Annotated in this window: 16 protein-coding genes, 1 tRNA gene and 1 pseudogene; 8 read left to right on the top strand and 10 right to left on the bottom strand. The window is 70.0% G+C overall.

All coding sequences use genetic code 11. The features are described from left to right. Positions 1-206 precede the first annotated feature (206 nt). Positions 207-365, top strand: coding sequence for a hypothetical protein (locus ACFY4B_RS40570; protein ID WP_387976498.1), 159 nt, complete (start codon positions 207-209; stop codon positions 363-365). Between the two features lie 73 nt (positions 366-438). Here ACFY4B_RS40570 and ACFY4B_RS40565 read toward each other — a convergent pair whose 3' ends face one another. The 5 genes from ACFY4B_RS40565 to dnaK all read right to left on the bottom strand — a co-directional run bounded on the left by ACFY4B_RS40565 (position 439) and on the right by dnaK (position 5946). Beyond that, positions 439-1461 carry a hypothetical protein gene (locus ACFY4B_RS40565; protein WP_387976495.1) on the bottom strand — a complete coding sequence of 341 codons (1023 nt, stop codon included), beginning with the start codon at positions 1459-1461 and terminating at the stop codon, positions 439-441. A gap of 181 nt (positions 1462-1642) precedes the next feature. Then, the gene (locus ACFY4B_RS40560; RefSeq protein WP_380741244.1) at positions 1643-2173 is read right to left on the bottom strand and encodes a heat shock protein transcriptional repressor HspR; all 531 of its coding nucleotides are present in this window, start codon (positions 2171-2173) and stop codon (positions 1643-1645) included. Between the two features lie 7 nt (positions 2174-2180). Continuing rightward, positions 2181-3344 (bottom strand): molecular chaperone DnaJ, encoded by a 1164-nt coding sequence (dnaJ, locus tag ACFY4B_RS40555; RefSeq protein ID WP_049650429.1) that lies wholly within the window; start codon positions 3342-3344, stop codon positions 2181-2183. A 146-nt stretch (positions 3345-3490) separates the two neighbouring features. After that, a complete protein-coding gene (gene grpE, locus ACFY4B_RS40550) occupies positions 3491-4108 on the bottom strand; it encodes a nucleotide exchange factor GrpE (protein WP_049650422.1) in 618 nt (205 codons plus the stop codon). After that, positions 4105-5946, bottom strand: coding sequence for a molecular chaperone DnaK (gene dnaK / locus ACFY4B_RS40545; protein ID WP_074001854.1), 1842 nt, complete (start codon positions 5944-5946; stop codon positions 4105-4107). Before dnaK ends, grpE begins: the two co-directional genes overlap by 4 nt. Positions 5947-6254: 308 nt before the next feature. Here dnaK and ACFY4B_RS40540 point away from each other — a divergent pair, with 308 nt between their 5' ends. The 4 genes and pseudogenes from ACFY4B_RS40540 to ACFY4B_RS40525 all read left to right on the top strand — a co-directional run bounded on the left by ACFY4B_RS40540 (position 6255) and on the right by ACFY4B_RS40525 (position 12162). Beyond that, entirely contained in the window at positions 6255-8498 is a 2244-nt protein-coding gene (locus tag ACFY4B_RS40540; RefSeq protein ID WP_387976491.1) for a (Fe-S)-binding protein, read from the top strand. Positions 8499-8840: 342 nt separating this feature from the next. After that, positions 8841-9914, top strand: a pseudogene (locus ACFY4B_RS40535) (sugar phosphate nucleotidyltransferase); the annotation flags it as partial. A gap of 186 nt (positions 9915-10100) precedes the next feature. Further along, the gene (locus tag ACFY4B_RS40530; RefSeq protein ID WP_387976488.1) at positions 10101-11147 is read left to right on the top strand and encodes a Yip1 family protein; all 1047 of its coding nucleotides are present in this window, start codon (positions 10101-10103) and stop codon (positions 11145-11147) included. A 124-nt stretch (positions 11148-11271) separates the two neighbouring features. Then, on the top strand, positions 11272-12162 hold the full coding sequence (locus ACFY4B_RS40525) for a metal-dependent hydrolase (RefSeq protein ID WP_074001851.1): 891 nt from the start codon (positions 11272-11274) through the stop codon (positions 12160-12162). Positions 12163-12253: 91 nt separating this feature from the next. On the opposite strand, the gene dcd is transcribed toward ACFY4B_RS40525, so the two are convergent. Next, entirely contained in the window at positions 12254-12829 is a 576-nt protein-coding gene (dcd, locus tag ACFY4B_RS40520) for a dCTP deaminase (RefSeq protein ID WP_049651628.1), read from the bottom strand. Between the two features lie 71 nt (positions 12830-12900). Continuing rightward, positions 12901-13122: a hypothetical protein gene (locus tag ACFY4B_RS40515; protein ID WP_074001850.1), complete on the bottom strand. Its 222-nt coding sequence runs from the start codon at positions 13120-13122 to the stop codon at positions 12901-12903. A gap of 276 nt (positions 13123-13398) precedes the next feature. Between ACFY4B_RS40515 and ACFY4B_RS40510 the strand changes: the two genes are divergently transcribed. Together ACFY4B_RS40510 and ACFY4B_RS40505 are read left to right on the top strand one after the other, a co-directional pair. Continuing rightward, positions 13399-13472 (top strand) — tRNA-Gly (locus tag ACFY4B_RS40510). A gap of 330 nt (positions 13473-13802) precedes the next feature. Beyond that, entirely contained in the window at positions 13803-14570 is a 768-nt protein-coding gene (locus tag ACFY4B_RS40505) for a DUF5677 domain-containing protein (RefSeq protein WP_387976485.1), read from the top strand. Between the two features lie 74 nt (positions 14571-14644). Here the strand turns inward: ACFY4B_RS40505 and ACFY4B_RS40500 are convergent, their stop codons facing one another. From ACFY4B_RS40500 to ACFY4B_RS40490, 3 genes are all read right to left on the bottom strand, one after another. After that, positions 14645-15799 carry a tyrosine-type recombinase/integrase gene (locus ACFY4B_RS40500; RefSeq protein ID WP_387976482.1) on the bottom strand — a complete coding sequence of 385 codons (1155 nt, stop codon included), beginning with the start codon at positions 15797-15799 and terminating at the stop codon, positions 14645-14647. Continuing rightward, positions 15799-16020, bottom strand: a complete 222-nt coding sequence (locus tag ACFY4B_RS40495; protein WP_387976479.1) for an excisionase family DNA-binding protein — start codon at positions 16018-16020, stop codon at positions 15799-15801. Before ACFY4B_RS40495 ends, ACFY4B_RS40500 begins: the two co-directional genes overlap by 1 nt. Before the next feature lie 535 nt (positions 16021-16555). Continuing rightward, positions 16556-17113, bottom strand: coding sequence for a helix-turn-helix domain-containing protein (locus ACFY4B_RS40490; protein ID WP_387976476.1), 558 nt, complete (start codon positions 17111-17113; stop codon positions 16556-16558). Between the two features lie 240 nt (positions 17114-17353). Here ACFY4B_RS40490 and ACFY4B_RS40485 point away from each other — a divergent pair, with 240 nt between their 5' ends. Beyond that, positions 17354-18289 (top strand): DUF2637 domain-containing protein, encoded by a 936-nt coding sequence (locus ACFY4B_RS40485; RefSeq protein WP_387976473.1) that lies wholly within the window; start codon positions 17354-17356, stop codon positions 18287-18289. Positions 18290-18426 lie beyond the last annotated feature (137 nt).

Genomic DNA, 18426 nt, shown 5'->3' with positions numbered 1-18426 from the left:
ACGCGGCAATGACATGACAGCCACACCCGGCATCCCTGGGTGCCCTGATCTTACGAATGACCAGAACGATCCCACGAAGAAAGGTATGGATGACGCAGGGGGCGGGCAGCGGTATGGCGCCGTCAGCGCGCATGCGGCACTATGGGGGCGCATGTTCCATTGCTGCCTATTAGTTTGATACTTGGGTTGAGGGAAGTGGTTGGCTGATGTCTGGCATCCAGCGGCGTGTCCGGAAGGCCCTACTTTCTCTCGTCATTGGCGCGGCGGTGCTGGCTGGGGGCTTCTCGCTGGCCCAGGTGCACCAGGATGCCGATCGCGCTGGAACCACTGTGGTTGCCCTCCAGGACGACATCAACTGGACCTGAGTCCTGCCACTGCCTGTGGCGCGGGTGGGGTGGCGGCGCGGTCCGCACCCAGGCGGATGCCGGTCCGCAAGGTTCATGGCTGCGGCGTGGGGCCTTGGGAGGCTCGCCCCAGGACGTAGCCCAGTTGGAACAGCGAGTCCACGTTGTAGTCTTCTCGCATTTCCGCGATGTGTCGTGCCAGCGTTCGTTCGCTGATGCCGAGGCGGCGGGCGATCACGCGGTGGTTCGTACCGGAAAGGAGGAGTTCGATGATTGTCTGTCGCAGTCTCGAGACGACCTCTTGGGGAACTGTCCTGTTTCCGTTGAATTCCAGTGCACGAGCCCAGTTCCGTTCGAATACTTCGTCAGCCAGGTATCTGATGACTGATTGGTCGTAGATGAATGCCGCGAGGCTCATGTCGTCGGCGACCGGGATGACTGCGATCCGGCGATCGATGATGATGAGCCTGGTGTACGGCTCGTCCAGGGTCCGGAACTGTGACCCGGCTGCGGACAGTGTGGTGACGTAGTCCCTGGTCGGCTGGTGGTAGCGCGTACTGGCGTGATAGATGGTCCGCATGGTGGCGCCGAGCCGGAGAACCTCGAGGTCGGGTTCGATGCTTGCGGCGAGCACCTCAGGTGGACGAGGGCCGCCGGGTTGCATGGCCAAGGCCTCCACAAGTCCCTTGTCCGTGGACTGTCGGAGCTTCTGGTTTATCAGCGCCTTGCCGCGGACGTATTCGATGGGGCCGCCGGTCTGGCTTGGTGAGTGAAATCCTTCAGCGAGTTCGCTGAAATCCGTTGGTATCGAGATGGCGCGGGACAGCAAATCGAGCGCCTGGCGTTGCCAACTGAGGCTCAGGCTGATTGATAGCTGCGCCGGGTCGACTGCTACAAATACCCCTGGCGCATCGATGTCGGGGACCAGTAGTCCGATTTCCACTAGCTCGTCTAGAGCATCCGGCGTTGCGGATTCATCGTCCTTCCGGATCGTTCGCCCATGCGTCCGGGTGATGGCCAGGAAAAGTTCCCGTGCGCCGGGGGACAGGGTGCGAGATCCACTCGCTGGAATGCCTGTCTGATCCCGGCCGCTCATTCTTCTCTCCTTGTCGTCCACCGGACAAGATGGTTTGTAGATCCGTTGGGGCTATTCAGGGCGATCTCTGAGCGGGGCCCGGATCGTACCGTTCGGGGCGCCGGTGGGCAGGTGGGGCCAGTCGACGGGTAGTCACTCTCTCACCACACGGCAGCCGCCGGCACCCCCCGAGAGGAGGGGCCGGCGGCCGGTGGGTGCCCGGTCAGCGCTTGGGGCGCCAGACGACGAGGGCGCTGGACTGCGGGGTGGGGGGCTGGTACGGGACGAGGTCGCGGCGGTAGGAGGCGTGGACGGCGGCCTCGCGCTGCTGGAGGGCGGTGGCGGCGCCTTCCAGGGAGTCGACCAGTTCCGTGACGCGGGACTGGAGGGCGGTGACCTGGTTCTCCAGCTCGATGATCCGCTTGATGCCCGCCAGGTTGATGCCCTCGTCCTGGGAGAGCCGCTGGACCTCGCGCAGCTGCTGGATGTCGCGTGCGGAGTAGCGGCGGCCGCGGCCGGCGGTGCGGTCGGGGCAGACCAGGCCGAGGCGGTCGTACTGGCGCAGGGTCTGCGGGTGCAGGCCGGACAGTTCGGCGGCCACGGAGATGACGTACACCGGGGTGTCCTCGGTGAGGACGTACGCCGGCGGGGCGGTGGCGGCGCGGCGGGTGCGGCGGGGGCCGGCGCCGGGCAGGCCTTCGCCGAGGCCGGGGCCGATCGGGGTGTCGGGGTCGATCGGGTTCATCGGGGACATCTGGTCGTCACGCTCCCTTCGCCGCCCGGAAGAGGGCGGCGCGCGGATCGTCGGAGGCGGTGGCCTCGCGGTACTGCTCGAGGGCGTTCAGCGCGTCGCCGGTGACGTGCTGCGGCACCACGACCTCGACGGTGACGAGGAGGTCGCCGCGGGTGCCGTCCTTGCGGGTGGCGCCCTTGCCGCGGGCGCGCATGGTGAGGCCGTTGGCGCTGCCCGGGGGCAGCTTGAGCTTCACGGCGGGGCCGTTCAGCGTGGGCACCTCGATGGTGGCGCCGAGCGTGGCCTCGGGGAAGGTGACCGGCACGGTGACGGTGAGGTTGTCGCCCTTGCGGCCGAAGACGGGGTGGGGGTCGACGTGCACGGTGACGTAGAGGTCGCCGGGCTGTCCGCCGCGCTCGCCCTGTGCGCCCTTGCCCTTGAGCCGGATGCGCTGGTCGGCCTGGACGCCGGCCGGGATGCGGACCTGCATGGTGCGGGCCGAGCTGGCCCGGCCGCTGCCGTGGCAGTCGGTGCACGGGTCGTCGACGATCATGCCCCGGCCGCGGCAGTCCTTGCACGGCTCGGAGAGCGCGAAGGCGCCCTGGCCGCGGCTGACGGTGCCCGCGCCGACGCAGGTCGGGCAGACCCGCGGGGTGGTGCCGGTCTTGGCGCCGGTGCCGTTGCAGCTGCGGCAGGGGGCCTGGCTGGTCATCCGCAGCGGGACGGTCGCGCCGTCCACCGCCTCCTCGAAGGAGAGCGTCACCTCGGTCTCGACGTCGGCGCCGCGCCGGGGCTGGGCCTGCCGGGTGCCGCCGCGGTTGAAGAGGCCGCCGAAGACGTCGCCGATGCCGCCCCCGCTGCCGGCGCCGCCCTGGCTGCCGCTGAAGAGGTCGCCGAAGTCGAAGCTGTAGCTGCCGGTGCCGCCGGGGCCGCCGCCGGCCCGGAAGCCGCCGTTGGCGAAGAGGCTGCGGGCCTCGTCGTACTCCTTGCGGCGCTTCTCGTCGGAGAGGACGTCGTACGCCTCGGAGATGTCCTTGAACCGCTCCTCGGCCTTGGCGTCACCCTTGTTGGCGTCGGGGTGGAACTCGCGCGCGAGCTTGCGGTAGGTCTTCTTGATCTCGGTGGCGGTGGCGTCCTTGGGCACGCCGAGGACCTTGTAGTAGTCCTTCTCGACAAAGTCCTTGCCACTCATGGCGTACGCCACCTCCCGATGTCCATCGTCACTGAGCTGTCAACAGCGGCTGCGAGCACGACTGCTGACAGCGCGCTGCGGAGCCGGCCGCCGTACTGGCCGGCGTACGACTCCGCAGCGCACTGGTTGTCACCCGTCACAGGTTGTCAGCTGTCCGAGCCACCGTCGGACTTGTCCGCGTCGGCGGACTTGGCCTCGGCGTCCGTGGACGCCTGGCTGCCGGGCTGGGGCTCGGCGACGGCCACCATCGCCGGGCGGATGATCCGCTCGCCGATGCGGTAGCCGGGCTGGAGGACCTGGACACAGGTGTCCTCGGTGACGTCCGAGGAGTAGCTGTGCATCAGCGCCTCGTGCATGGTCGGGTCGAAGGGCTCGCCCTCCTTGCCGAACTGCTGCAGGCCCAGCTTGGCGACGACCGTCTCCAGCGACTCGGCGACGGACTTGAAGCCGCCGGTGACCTCGCCGTGCTCGCGGGCGCGGCCGATGTCGTCCAGGACCGGGATCAGCGACTCCAGGATGTTGGAGACGGCGATCTCGCGGACGGTCAGCCGGTCGCGCTCGACCCGCTTGCGGTAGTTCTGGTACTCGGCCTGGAGGCGCTGCAGGTCACCGGTGCGCTCGGCGAGCTCGCGCTTGGCGGCGGCGAGACCCTCCGAACCGGACTCCCCGCTGCCGGCCGCGGCGGCCTCCTCGGCAGCCTTGATCACGGCCTCTTCGGCGGCGGAGTCGTCGCCGGGCTTGCCGCCCTGCGGCTTGTCCGTCATGCCGCACCGCCCTTGGGCTTCTCGTCGTCCACGATCTCGGCGTCGACGACGTCGTCGTCCTTGGCCTGGGCGGAGTCACCGGAGGGGGCGGCACCGGCGGTGGCGTCGGCGTTGGCGTACAGCGCCTGGCCGAGCTTCTGCGCGGTGGTGGAGACCTTCTCCGAGGCCTCGCGGATCTTCGCGATGTCCTCGCCCTTCAGGGCCTCCTTGAGCTCGCCGATGGCGGTCTCGACCTCGGTCTTGACGTCGCCCGGCAGCTTGTCGGCGTTGTCGGCGATGAACTTCTCGGTCGAGTAGACGAGCTGCTCGGCGGAGTTGCGCGTCTCGACGGCCTCGCGGCGCTTGTGGTCGTCCTCGGCGTACTGCTCGGCCTCGCGGCGCATGCGGTCGACCTCGTCCTTCGGCAGCGAGGAGCCGCCGGTGACGGTCATCTTCTGCTCCTTGCCGGTGCCGAGGTCCTTGGCGCCGACGTGCATGATGCCGTTGGCGTCGATGTCGAAGGTGACCTCGATCTGCGGCAGGCCGCGCGGCGCCGGCGGCAGGCCGGTCAGCTCGAACATGCCGAGCTTCTTGTTGTACGCCGCGATCTCGCGCTCGCCCTGGTAGACCTGGATCTGCACGGACGGCTGGTTGTCCTCGGCCGTGGTGAAGATCTCGGAGCGCTTGGTCGGGATCGTGGTGTTGCGCTCGATCAGCTTGGTCATGATGCCGCCCTTGGTCTCGATGCCGAGGGACAGCGGGGTGACGTCGAGCAGCAGGACGTCCTTGACCTCGCCCTTCAGGACACCGGCCTGGAGCGCGGCGCCGATGGCGACGACCTCGTCCGGGTTGACGCCCTTGTTGGCGTCCTGGCCGCCGGTCAGCTCCTTGACGAGCTCGGCGACGGCCGGCATGCGGGTCGAGCCGCCGACGAGGACGACGTGGTCGATCTCGGACAGCGAGATGCCGGCGTCCTTGATGACGTTGTGGAACGGGACCTTGCAGCGCTCCAGCAGGTCCGCGGTCAGCTGCTGGAACTGGGCGCGGGTGAGCTTCTCGTCCAGGTGCAGCGGGCCCTCGGCGGAGGCCGTGATGTACGGCAGGTTGATCGAGGTCTCGGAGGACGAGGACAGCTCGATCTTGGCCTTCTCGGCGGCCTCGCGCAGACGCTGGAGGGCCATCTTGTCCTTGGACAGGTCGACGCCGTGGCCGCCCTGGAAGACCTTGACCAGGTGGTCGACGACGCGCTGGTCCCAGTCGTCGCCACCGAGGTGGTTGTCACCGTTGGTGGCCTTCACCTCGACGACCCCGTCGCCGATCTCCAGCAGGGAGACGTCGAAGGTGCCGCCGCCGAGGTCGAAGACCAGGATGGTCTGGTCGTCCTTGTCCAGGCCGTACGCCAGGGCGGCCGCGGTCGGCTCGTTGACGATGCGCAGGACGTTCAGGCCCGCGATCTCGCCGGCCTCCTTGGTGGCCTGGCGCTCCGAGTCGTTGAAGTACGCCGGGACGGTGATGACGGCGTCGGTGACCGTCTCGCCCAGGTACGCCTCGGCGTCCCGCTTCAGCTTCTGCAGCACGAAGGCCGAGATCTGCTGGGGGTTGAAGTCCTTGCCATCGATGTTGATCTTCCACCCGGTGCCCATGTGGCGCTTGACCGAGCGGATGGTGCGGTCGACGTTGGTGACCGCCTGGCGCTTGGCCACCTCGCCGACGAGGACCTCGCCGTTCTTGGCGAAGGCGACGACGGACGGCGTGGTCCGAGCGCCCTCGGCGTTCGTGATGACGGTGGGCTCGCCACCCTCCAGAACGCTGACGACCGAGTTCGTCGTACCGAGGTCGATGCCGACCGCGCGTGCCATCGTAGATACCTCCACGGAAGAGTTGAGCTTTACAGGCTCAAGGATGCACGACCCGGTGGACGGAGTCAACAGCTATGAGCGCCGCTCGCTCAACTTTGCTGAGCGATGGGGCGGAGTGGGCGCGCCACGCCGGGGCGGGGGTGCGGCCACGTGACTGCCGCCATAGCTTGGGAATCTTCTGGACAACGGTCGGTCACCGGTAATGTCCGGGCCGTCGGCCCGGCAAGTTACCGACCAGTACACTCAGTTCCCAAGACCGTGTAACGCAGAGCCTGCTCAACCGCAAAGCCGCAGGAGACGGAGAGCCGATGCAGCTAGCAGCGATCGTCATCTCGCTGGTCACATTCGTGATCGGCACCGCGCTCGCCGCCCGTGCGGCGCTGTACATCTACAAGGTGGTCCGCACCGGTGCGCCGGACTCCACCCGCTTCGGGCAGCCCGCCCAGCGGGTGAAGACCGTCGCGACCGAGTTCGTCGGCCACACCAGGATGAACCGCTGGGGGATCGTCGGCATCGCCCACTGGTTCGTGGCGGTCGGCTTCTTCAGCCTGGTGCTGACCATCGTCAACGCCTTCGGCCAGCTCTTCGACGCCGACTTCGCGCTGCCGATCATCGGCCACTGGATGATCTGGCAGCTCTTCGTCGAGCTGGTCGGCACCCTGACCACGCTGGGCATCGCCGTCCTGATCGTGATCCGGCTGATGAGTCTGCCGTCCCGGTCCGGCCGCAAGTCCCGGTTCGCCGGCTCGATCGCCTGGCAGGCCTTCTACGTCGAGTACACGATCCTCGGCATCGGCCTGTGCATCCTGATGCTGCGCGGCCTGGAGGGCGCCCTCAACGGCGTCGACTCGTACGGGCCGGAGCACCTGGTCTCGTACCCGCTGGTCTCCGCGCTGGGCGGCCTGTCGCACGGCACGCTGGAGAACCTGATCTACCTGTTCGCGATGCTGAAGATCTGCATCTCGTTCGCGTGGGCGACCACCATCGGCCTCAACCCCTCGATGGGCGTGGCCTGGCACCGCTTCCTCGGCTTCTTCAACATCTACTTCAAGCGCGAGGAGGACGGCGGCACCGCGCTCGGCGCCCTCCGTCCGATGACCTCGGGCGGCCGGCCGATCGACTTCGAGGACCCGGCCGAGGACGCCGTCTTCGGCGTCTCCCAGGTCGAGCACTTCTCCTGGAAGGGCATCCTCGACTTCTCCACCTGCACCGAGTGCGGCCGCTGCCAGTCGCAGTGCCCGGCCTGGAACACCGGCAAGCCGCTCTCGCCGAAGCTGCTGATCATGAGCCTGCGCGAGCACGCCTACGGCAAGGCGCCGTACCTGCTGGCCGGTGGCGGCAAGGACATGGAGGGCGAGGAGCGGGCCACCTCCGAGCAGCTCAAGGACGTCCCGGCGGCCGCCCTGGCCGAGGCCGAGCGCCCGCTGATCGGCACCGCCGAGGCCCCTGACTCCGGTGGTTTGGGCGGCGTCATCGACCCGGACGTGCTGTGGTCCTGCACCACCTGCGGCGCCTGCGTCGAGCAGTGCCCGGTGGACATCGAGCACATCGACCACATCGTCGACATGCGCCGCTACCAGGTGATGATCGAGTCCTCGTTCCCGACCGAGGCCGGGACGATGCTCAAGAACCTGGAGAACAAGGGCAACCCGTGGGGCATGGCCACCAAGGCCCGCCTGGACTGGGTCAAGGAGCTCAAGAAGGAGACCGGCATCGAGGTGCCGGTGATCGGCGAGGACATCGACCCCGCCGAGGTCGAGTACCTCTACTGGGTCGGCTGCGCCGGCGCCCTGGAGGACCGCGCCAAGAAGACCACCAAGGCCTTCGCCGAGCTGCTGCACACCGCGGGCGTGAAGTTCGCGATCCTCGGCAAGGAGGAGTCCTGCACCGGTGACTCCGCCCGCCGCCTGGGCAACGAGTTCCTGTTCCAGATGCTCGGCGCGCAGAACGTGGAGACGCTGAACGCGGCCCTGGAGGACGCCCCGGTCAAGCGGATCGTGGCCACCTGCCCGCACTGCTTCAACACCATCGCCAACGAGTACCCGCAGCTGGGCGGCCACTTCGAGGTCATCCACCACACCCAGCTGCTGCAGCACCTCATCGACGAGGGCAAGCTGATCCCGGTCAACCCGGTCGAGGGCCTGATCACCTACCACGACCCCTGCTACCTGGGCCGCCACAACAAGGTCTACAGCCCGCCGCGCGAGATCATGGACAAGGTCCCCGGTCTGCGCCAGCAGGAGATGCACCGGCACAAGGAGCGCGGCTTCTGCTGCGGCGCCGGCGGTGCCCGGATGTGGATGGAGGAGCGCATCGGCAAGCGGATCAACACCGAGCGCGTGGACGAGGCGCTGTCGCTCGACCCGGACATCGTCTCCACCGCCTGCCCGTTCTGCCTGGTGATGCTCTCCGACTCGGTCAACGGCAAGAAGAACGAGGGCGCGGCCAAGGAGCACCTGAAGGTGGTCGACGTGGCCCAGCTGCTGCTCGACTCGGTGAAGGCCCTCCCGCCGACCGGGGACGAGGAGCAGCCCGCGACGGTCGGCGCCTGACCGGCGCCGACGAGCCCGCTGTTCGACAGTTCTGCTACAACTGCCCGGCCCGGTGGACGCCGCGAACGCGCCCGCCGGGCCGGGCTTTCGGTCGCTCCGGACGGCCCGCCCCGGTACGGCGGGCGTACGGGGGGTGACGGCAATCGCACAGGCGCCGGACGGGCATTCGGTCGGAAGCAAATACAGTAGGCCCGGACCGGCTTCGTGCCGGTCGACCCGTTCCGGACGGAAGCCCCGGGCGGGTGGCGACCCGCGCCGGCCGGACGGCCGGGTCCAGACCGACGACGAGGTGTCGGCCCGCCGGGCCGGGCCGCAGAGACCACAAGGGGAACAGCGCAGACCATGACCGAGGCGATCATGCTGGTCGGTGGTAAGGGCACGCGACTGCGTCCGCTGACCACCCACACCCCCAAGCCGATGCTGCCGGTGGCAGGCGTCCCGTTCATCGCGCACCAGTTGGCCCGCGCGGCCGCCGCCGGCGTCACCCGCGTCGTGCTGGCCACCTCGTACCTGGCCGAGGTGTTCGAGGACCACTTCCAGGACGGCACCCCGTACGGCATCGAGCTCGTCTACCTGACCGAGCGCGAGCCGCTGGGCACCGGCGGGGCGATCCGCAACGCCGCCTCCGGCCTGACCTGCGGCCCGGACGAACCGGTCCTGGTCTTCAACGGCGACATCCTCTCCGGCGTCGACATCGCCGCCCTGCGCGACGGCCACGTGGCCGCCGGGGCCGACGTCACCCTGCACCTGACCCGGGTCGAGGACCCGCGGGCCTTCGGCCTCGTCCCGACCGACGAGGACGGGCGGGTGCTGGAGTTCCTGGAGAAGCCGGAGACCCCGGAGCAGATCGTCACCGACCAGATCAACGCCGGCTGCTACGTCTTCACCCGGTCCGTGATCGACCGCATCCCGACCGGCCGCGAGGTGTCCGTCGAGCGCGAGACCTTCCCCGAACTGCTGGCCACCGGCGCGCTGCTGCGCGGCGTCGTCGACACCTCGTACTGGCTGGACCTGGGCACCCCGGCCGCCTTCGTCCGCGGCTCGGCCGACCTGGTGCTCGGCAAGGTCGACTCCCCGGCCGTCCCCGGCCCGACCGGCGACGCCCTACTGCTGCCCGGCGCCACCGTCCACCCGGGCGCGGTGCTCAGCGGCGGCACCGTGGTCGCCGAGGACGCGGTGGTCGAGGCCGGCGCGATCGTCGAGGGCAGCGTGATCCTGCCCGGTGCGGTGATCGGCCCGGACACCCTGGTCAAGGACTCGATCGTGGGCGCCTTCGCCACCGTCGGCGCCCGCTCGGCGCTGGACGGCGCGGTGATCGGCGACGGCGCGATCGTGGAGTCGGACAACGAGCTGCCGACCGGCATCCGGATCGCCTGCGGCACCCTGCTGCCGGTCGGCGCCGTCCGCACCTCGGCCGGCCCGGGCGGCTGCCCGGCCGGCACCAGCGCGGCCGCGGCGGTGCACGGGCCGTCGGTCGGCGCACAGCGGTAGCCACCCCGCGCCCCGCGGGTTTTCGGCCCCGTTCGTCTCAGCCTCGCTGCAAACCGGCCCCGGCTTCGTCCGGGGCCGCCGCGGGCCGGGCCGGACGGGTACCTTCGGACCGTGGCTGGTAATCGATACGACAACGGTCAGGGCGCGGACCGTCCGCGCGGCGGGTGGTCGGCCCCTCCGCCGCCGTCCGCGCCCGGGGGGCACGGGGGGACGGACGGGCCGGAGTACTTCACGGCCCCGCACGCGGCGACGCCCGGCGGGCCCGGCGGCGCGCCCGGCGGTCCGGGCACGCCCGGTGGTCCCGGCACGCCCGGTGGTCCCGGGCAGACGGCGGGGGACGGGTACGACCCGTACGCGGCGGACCGGCCCGGCAGCACCCGGGCCTTCCCCGTCGGCGACCCGTACGCGGCCGGCGGTCCGTACCAGGGACAGCCGCCGTACCAGGGGCACCCCGGCCAGGAGCACGGCTACTACGACGACGGCCACGGGCAGCAGCCGCCCTACGGCCCCGAGCAGGGCTACGGCGCTGAGCAGGGCTACGACCAGCAGCCGTACGGCCAGGACAACGTCGCCGTCTACCGGGCCGGCGGCCAGTCCGCCCCGCACGTCGCCGGGCCCCGGCCGCACTGGCGCGAACTGTTCACCGGCCTGTTCCGCAGCCCGACCGCGGTCTTCGACCGCACCCGCGACCACCAGGTCTGGCTGCCCGCGCTCACCGTCTCGCTGCTGTACGGCGCGCTCGCGGTGCTCGGCATCGGGCTCACCCACGACGACATCGTCAACTCGACCTTCACCGTGGCGCTGACCGGCATCCTCGCCGCCGCCATCGGCTTCACCGTGGCCGGCGCGCTCTTCGGCGGGGTCACCTACGCGATGGCCCGCCAGCTGGGCGGCGACGGCCCGTGGAAGGCGACCGTCGGCCTGGCCGCGCTGATCGGCTGGCTCACCGACGCGCCCCGGCTGCTGCTCGACCTGGTGCTGCCCTCCGGCAGCGCCGTCGTCCAGGTCGTCGGCTGGGCCACCTGGATGCTCTGCGCGTACCTGCTGACCAGCATGGTCCGGCGGCTGCACGACCTGCCCTGGGGCAAGGCCGCGGCCGCCTCGGCGATACAGCTGGTGGCGCTGCTGGTGCTGATCAAGCTGCCGACGCTGGGCTGAGCCGCACCGGGCGGAGCGACGCCGGGCCGAGGGCGCCGACGGGCGAAGGGCAGAATGGGGGCGGGTCGCGGCCGAGCGCCGGGCCCGCCCCACCCTCGTCGTCCCACCTTCACCGGAGCCAGGAATGACCCTCCCCACCACCCACGTCAGCTTCCCGGCCGGGGCGGTGACCGGCGAGTCCCCGGTGCTCGCGGTGCACCCGCTGGCCGACGGCCGGTACGCCGTCGTCACCGCGGCGACCCCGTTCCACCCGCTCGACCACACCTGGCCCGACCAGCCGGCCGATCTCGGCACCCTGACCGTCGACGGCACCGAGCTGGCCGTGGTCGACTGCCTGACCGGCGCCGTCGGCCCGGAGGGCGGGGAGCCGCTGGTCGGCGCCGACATCCCGGTCCGGCGCGGTGACGAGGAGTGGTCCTGGCTGGTCCTGCACGTCGTCGACGGCGACCCGGGGGACCTCGTCGGCCGCACCGCCGCGCTCGCCGTCGACGCCGACCGCCGGGGCGCCCTCAGCGCCTCGCACAGCGGCTGCCACCTGCTCGCCCTCGCCCTGAACGCCGCGCTCGCCCCGCGCTGGCGCAAGGACCCGGGCCGCTCGGACGCCTTCGGCCACCCGGACTTCGACAGCCTCGCGATGGCGAGCTCGGTGATGGACACCGCGGCCAGCACCGACACCTACCGGCTCGGCAAGTCGCTGAAGAAGAAGGGCTTCACGGTGGACGCCACCGAGGAGTTCCCGGCCCTCGCCGACGCCCTGCCGGCCCTCACCGAGGCCGTCAACGCCCGGCTGGCCGCCTGGGTCGCCGCCGACGCCCCGGTCCGCATCGAGGTGCCCGGCCCCGAGCTCACCGCCCGCCGCCAGTGGCACTGCGAGCTGCCCGAGGGCGGCGCGCAGATCTTCTGCGGCGGCACCCACCTGCACCACCTCGGCGAGCTGGCCGAGCTGCGCACCGAGCTGCGGCTGTCCGAGGACGGCACCGAGCTGGTCGCCGTCACCAGCCCGAAGCGGGCCTGAGAAACGCCGCGGGCGGCCTTCCCTCACGTGAGGGAAGGCCGCCCGTCGTGCGTGCGCTCCGTGGGACCCGCGGGTCCTGCGGGTCCTGTGCTCAGACGTCGCTGCGGTGGAAGTTCAGGTACGAGCGGGACGGCGTCGGGCCGCGCTGGCCCTGGTAGCGCGAGCCGTAGCGCTCCGAGCCGTACGGGTGCTCCGAGGGCGAGGAGAGCCGGAACAGGCACAGCTGCCCGATCTTCATGCCCGGGTAGAGCTTGATCGGCAGCGTCGCGACGTTCGACAGCTCCAGGGTCACGTGGCCGCTGAAACCGGGGTCGATGAAGCCGGCCGTGGAGTGGGTGAGCAGGCCCAGCCGGCCCAGGCTCGACTTGCCCTCCAGCCGGGACGCGACGTCGTCGGGCAGCGTGATGACCTCGTACGTCGAGGCCAGCACGAACTCGCCGGGGTGCAGGATGAACGCCTCGTCGCCCTCCGGCTCGACCAGCCGGGTCAGGTCCGGCTGCTCCTCGGAGGGGTCGATGTGCGGGTACTTGTGGTTCTCGAACACGCGGAAGAAGCGGTCGAGGCGCACGTCGATACTCGACGGCTGGATCATCGCCGGGTCGAACGGGTCGACGACGACCCGACCCAGGTCGATTTCGGTCCGGATGTCCTTGTCAGAGAGCAGCACGCTTCGAGGTTACGTGCACGACAGGGCCCCGGACGAATCCGCCCGGGGCCCGTTCCGTCCCTCCGCGACCGTCAGGCCAGGAACTCCGCGGCCTCCAACCGCATCGCCCGCGCCAGTTGCGGCTCCGACAGCTCCCGCACGTCGGCCAGCACCGAACTCCGCATCCGTCCGCACTGCGGGCAGCGGATCAACCGTCCGGGCCCGAGCCGGCCAGGACCGAGGTTCTGCATCGGGAACGTGGTGGTGCTGAACAGGTGCCCCTCGGCACAACGAACGACGGCGCGCTGCTCCATCGATCCCCTTCCCATCCCTAACCCAGTACTCACCCGTATGCACTCGCCCCGACGGCCGAGCCCCGGGACAGCGTCACATTAGGGGATGTTCCGGACATTCCTCACCATGGCTCGCCGCCTCGGCCCCCACCCACCGGAGCACTCGCGCGCGGCCCACACAGTACGCCTCCACACCCGCCCCACCCGGCTCCGCCACGTCCACCGACCCCCTGTGCAACCACCGGTGCGAATGGGGTACAGTGACACTGGATCGAGCGGTCTCTGACGGCTCATCAGGCGGGCGTAGTTTAATGGTAGAACATGAGCTTCCCAAGCTTAGAGCGCGAGTTCGATTCTCGTCGCCCGCTCCAGCAGTAAAGCCCCAGGCCAGTGGCCTGGGGCTTTCGCGTTGTCTGGACCAATTCACCCCTGCCGTGCCAGATCCGTGCCAGATGGCACGAAGGTCGAGCGCTGGGTTGGGCAGGAGGAGGCAGTGGCCCGGCGGCCGGACCTTGTAGATCTCGGGTGGCGAGATCAAGACTGGTCACCCAGATCATCCTTGGAATTACTCTGAGTATTCGGCGCGCCGTGCGGTGGGCAAGTGGGACTTGTCCATCTTTGTGACAGCGCGGAGTTGGCGGAGTGCGGAAACCTGGGAAAACCAGATGCAGGCGGGATCGCACAGGCTCAACCTTGGGAGCATGTCCTTCACCCCAGCGGAACGTAATCAGCGAGCGATCGCAGGACTTAAGGACCTGGCCAGCCTCATGGACCAGGACAACGCGAAGCTTGCTCCGCCCGGCGGTCGCCGCCTCTTCGCCATCGGATGGGGCCTGATGACCGCCCTGCATCGGCAGGCGTGTGCCGTAATCCTCCTTCATGGCAAGGGCCTTGCCCACGAGGCGGCCCCCAATCGGCGCTTGATGATCGAGTGCATGGCGCAGTTGCACTGGTTGGTGCGGGACAGGGAAGTCGCTGCGGACTCGATGAACAAGGCATTCCAGCAGGCTCAGAAGAAACTGCGCGAGGCGGTTGACGAAGGCAAGGTCTTTTCCTACAGCGAGGAGGATGCAGCTGCGGCCGACGCTGTCGCTGCTATGACTCTCCCATCACATGCCAACGATCGGCTCAACCAGGCGGGCAACCTGCTGAAGGATCTCGGGCATGGCCTCAAGGAAGCGTGGCTCATCGAGACGCGAAGGTCACATGCTGGACTTGCTGCGGCCCAGTTCTTTTTTGACAGCTCGTCCGCCAGCGAGTTGATCCTCTACGACAGCCCGCACATGGAAGGGGTGCCAGCGGACGATGAGCTCTCTCCGCTGATGGCCTGTGGAATGGTCTACTACGGGGCGGAGGCATTTAATGATCTCTTGGAGGGTTCCCCCTGGACGCGTGACCTTGAGCGGATCGGTGTGAACACTGGCCTGATCAAGAGTGCCGAGGAGGAGTTGGGCTTCTCCGGGTCCTGATGTCGATGAGGTGGCGCAGCGCACAGTCCTGTTCGCTGGGCCCAGCCAGAAGCTGGCTGGGCCCGAGCGGGCGCTTACGCCTCGCGGGCTTCCTCCAGGGTGTTGGGCGGCAGGCGACGGCGGGTGCGGATGTCGACGACGGCGGCGCTGATGCCGTCGGAGATCCTGGTCTGCTGCTCCTCGGTGGAGTGCTGGTAGATCAGCGCGGCGCGGGGGGAGTTGTGGCCCATGAAGGCCATGAGGTCCCGGAGGCTGGCGCCGGTGCTGGCGGCGAGGACGTTGCCGGTGTGGCGGAGGTCGTAGAAGCGAAGGTGGTCGAGCCCCAGCTTCTTGCGGGCCTTGCGCCACTTGCGGCCGAAGGTCGAGCGGCGGAAAGGGGCTCCGCGCTCGCCGACGAAGAGCAGGCCGTCCTCTCCTTCCTGGGCGTACCAGCGCAGGTGTCGCTCGAACTCCGGGAGGAGCTCGGGCGGGATGCGCAGTGCCCGCTTGCCGGCCTCGGACTTCGGGTCGCCCACGGCCCGTTCTCCGGTGCAGAGTTCGGGTGCCGCGCGGCGGATCCACACGACTCCCTTCTCCAGGTCGACGTCGCGGTGCCGGAGTTCGGCCTGCTCCTCCGGGCGCAGGGCCATGAAGGCGGCGATGAAGACCATCAGCTGCCAACGCGGGCCCATCAGCTCGGCGAGCTGGAGGACCTGCTCGATGGTCGCGTGGGGGCGCTCGGCGGCCACTTCCTTGCCGCCGCCCTTGACACGGCAGGGGTTGCGGCGGATCAGCTCGTCGTCGACCGCGGTCTCCATGACCGACTTGAGCAGCCGGTAGGACTTGGCGGCGGTGGTTTTGATGCCGCGCTTGCGGAGTTCGGCACGCCAGGAGCGGACCTGGGGAGCGGTGATGTCCTTCACCTCGGACTCGCCGAAGGTCGGCGCGATGTGGAGGCGGAGGAGCCGGCGGTACAGCTCCTCGGTAGTGCGAGCGAGGTTGCGCTCGTCGATCCAGGCGGTGGCGTAGACGAGGAAGTTGACGGCCCCGGCGTTGGGGTCGCGCCACTCCCCGCGGCGCATGTCCGCTTCGGTCTCGACGAGCCAGGCTTCGGCGTCGCCCTTGGTCTCGAAGGTCTCGGGCGCGTTGCGCAGGGCGCCGTCGGGGCCGGGGTAACGGGCCTGGAAGCGGCCGGAGGGGAGCTTGCGGACGGAGCCCCAACGGCGCCGGCGGCCGGAGTTGTTCGCCATCAGACAGCCCTCCCGAAGCGCGAGCGGCCGGAGCGGGCCGAGCGGATGGCAGGGACGGTGCTGGCCTCGATGTACGCGTCGAGGACGCTCTCGGCGATGCGGACGTGGGTGCCGATCTTGACGAAGGCGATGCGGCGCTCGGCGATCAGGCGCCGGGGGAAACGCTCGGTGGTGCCCAGGCGCTCGGCGACCTGGGCGACGGTGAGGTACTGCTCGGGCACGCGGCTCCAATCGCGGTGGCCGGTGGGCTGCAACCCGGGCCACCGCGTGCGGTGTCGTGGATGGGCGGTGTGAAGGGAGGGGGGTGGGCGCCGTCTCCGGGCAGGTGTGGGCGCGCGGGTGCGCGGCGGCTGCGGGAGGGCGGCGTGGAACAGCGCGGGGCGCTGGAGGGGAAGCCGCCGGGTGCCGGGTAGGCGGGCGGCGGCTGGGGAGGACCGTCAGATCGGTCTGGGAATTTCGGCGGTGAACGCCGGTGCCGGCGGGGTCGGCTGGGTCGCCGGGCGGGGTGACGGGAGGGTGGGGCGTTTAGTGCGCGGCAACGCGGTTCCTTCCTCGGTGGCTGGCGGGCTGCAACCCTGCACCGGGGTCGATCGTCGTGGATGGGCGGTTCACGCGGTTGGTGGCCGCGTGGGGTGTGACGTTAGCTCTGCTTCCCGGCCGTGCCAAGCGGCGCTTCCGTGGTGCAGTGGGGACTGTAGACGGCGTCCGGCTCGCTCCCAAGAACGATCACGTTCGTGCTGCGGATCGCCCGGTGACTTACTCCTGCGCGGCGGCGTCCGACGGCTTCTCGGCCTGCTGGAAGGTCGGGTAGCGCAGGAAGACCATCGGGCTCTCGCGGACGGGGCCGCGGCGGCGGTTCTCCTCGGCGATGGCGCGGGCGATGCGGTCGTTCAGCTCCTTGGCGTGCTGGGGGAACATCGCGTTGTACTGGTCGACGGCCTTGAACACCGAGCTGGTGCTCTGCATGAGGTCGAGCAGGAAGCGGTATCTGGCGACCACTTCGGTGGTGAGCTGAGTGATGTGCTTGTCGGAGGAGGACTCGGGCGGGCCGAGGAACTCCTCCAGCGGCAGGCCGAAGACCTTGGCGAAGCCGATCGCCTCGTCGAGGTTGATCCGGCGGCGGGGCTCGCCGCTCTCGATCCGCCAGACGGAGGACTGGTTCATCGGGTAACCGGCAGCGGTCATCCGCTTCGCGAGTTCGCCGGTGCTCCACCCCAGGTACTCGCGTTCCAGGCGGACCCGTTCGGCGGCGTGCTCCTCGCTCAGCTCGGGTGTTGGCGATGGGCTTTCCGGCGTGGCCGGCTGCTCGGACATTCGATTCACCTCGCATCGATGGCTGATGGCATTTGCATGGGAGCCGGGTCGACTATAGGGTGACCCGTAGAGGATCGCAAGTCGATGCAAAGCGCATCGTGCGCCGTCTCTGCTCGCGGAGATGCCGAAGGCCCCCGGTGCTACCAACACCGAGGGCCTGAAAGGTCCCAAAACCGCCCATCCACGACGATCGACCCCGGTGCAGGGTTGCAGCCCGAGCGCACCGAGGAAGGAACCTGCGTGCTCCAGCGTACGGTGTTGCCCACCGCCGACGCAGCCGTCCGGCTCAGCCCCCTTGTTGTCTCCCGTCCCCGTGCCACCTTCTGGGACCGCCTCGCCGTCTCGCTGATCGGCTTGGCCGGCTTCATCCTGTCCTTCGACGCCCTCCAGCAGATGGCCGTCGCGATCCACGTGCGCGGACCGCTGACGTACGTCTTCCCCTTCACCATCGACGGGTTCATCGCCTACGGCGTGCGCGCCCTGCTCGTCCTGCGCGCCGCACCCTGGCCGGCCAGGGCCTACGCCTGGCTGCTGTTCGCAGGAGCGACGGCGGCAAGCGTGTGGGCGAACGCCCTGCACGCGGTCCGGCTCAACCACGTGCTCGACGGTGCCGGTCCCCTCCGGCTCGGGGACGCGGCGGTCGGCGTGCTCGCCACGCTCTCGCCGATCGCCCTCGGCGGGGCCGTCCACCTCTACATCCTCATCGCCCGGCACATTCCCGAGCAGCCAGCTGGCCAGGGTGGCCCGGCCGAGGCGACTTCTGCCGACCCCGTGCCGTCGGCCGCCGACGAGCCGGACGGGACGGCTGCGGCCGGTCCGGTCCAGGAGCCCCGCGATGCCGACGAGCATCCGTCCGCCGAGGGCGGTGATGGCCAGGGGGCCGGGTCGGCAGAACCGCCTGTCCCCGAGGAGCCGACGGACGGCCGCCCCTCGGACGAGGGGGAGGAGGTCCGGGCCCGGCGGACCGGACGGCCTCCGGGCGCGTCGATGGAGCAGCTGCTGGAGGTCAGCCGTCCGGCGGTCCGGGCGCATGGCCGGCCCAGCCGTCCGGTCGTCGAGCGCGCGGTCCGCGAGGCCAACCTGCCGCTCAGCAGTACTCGCTTCACGGTCCTGATGGACGAACTCCGCAAGGAGTTCCCGGAGGACCAGGCCCGCCAGCACCCGTCGACCGACTGACCCGACCGGGGCGGCCGCCCCGGCCCGGGCGGGGGGGGCCCCCCCCCGCCATAAGGCGATTCGCAGTACTCCCCCCCGCACCCGTCCCCCCGGCGGGCGATGGCAGACCCAGGCGGGGCCCGCCGCGCAAGTCCCCA

The organism is Kitasatospora sp. NPDC001261, assembly GCF_042896795.1.
In the GTDB taxonomy this organism is placed as follows: Bacteria; Actinomycetota; Actinomycetes; order Streptomycetales; family Streptomycetaceae; genus Kitasatospora.
This window is presented reverse-complemented; position numbering and strand designations above follow the sequence as displayed.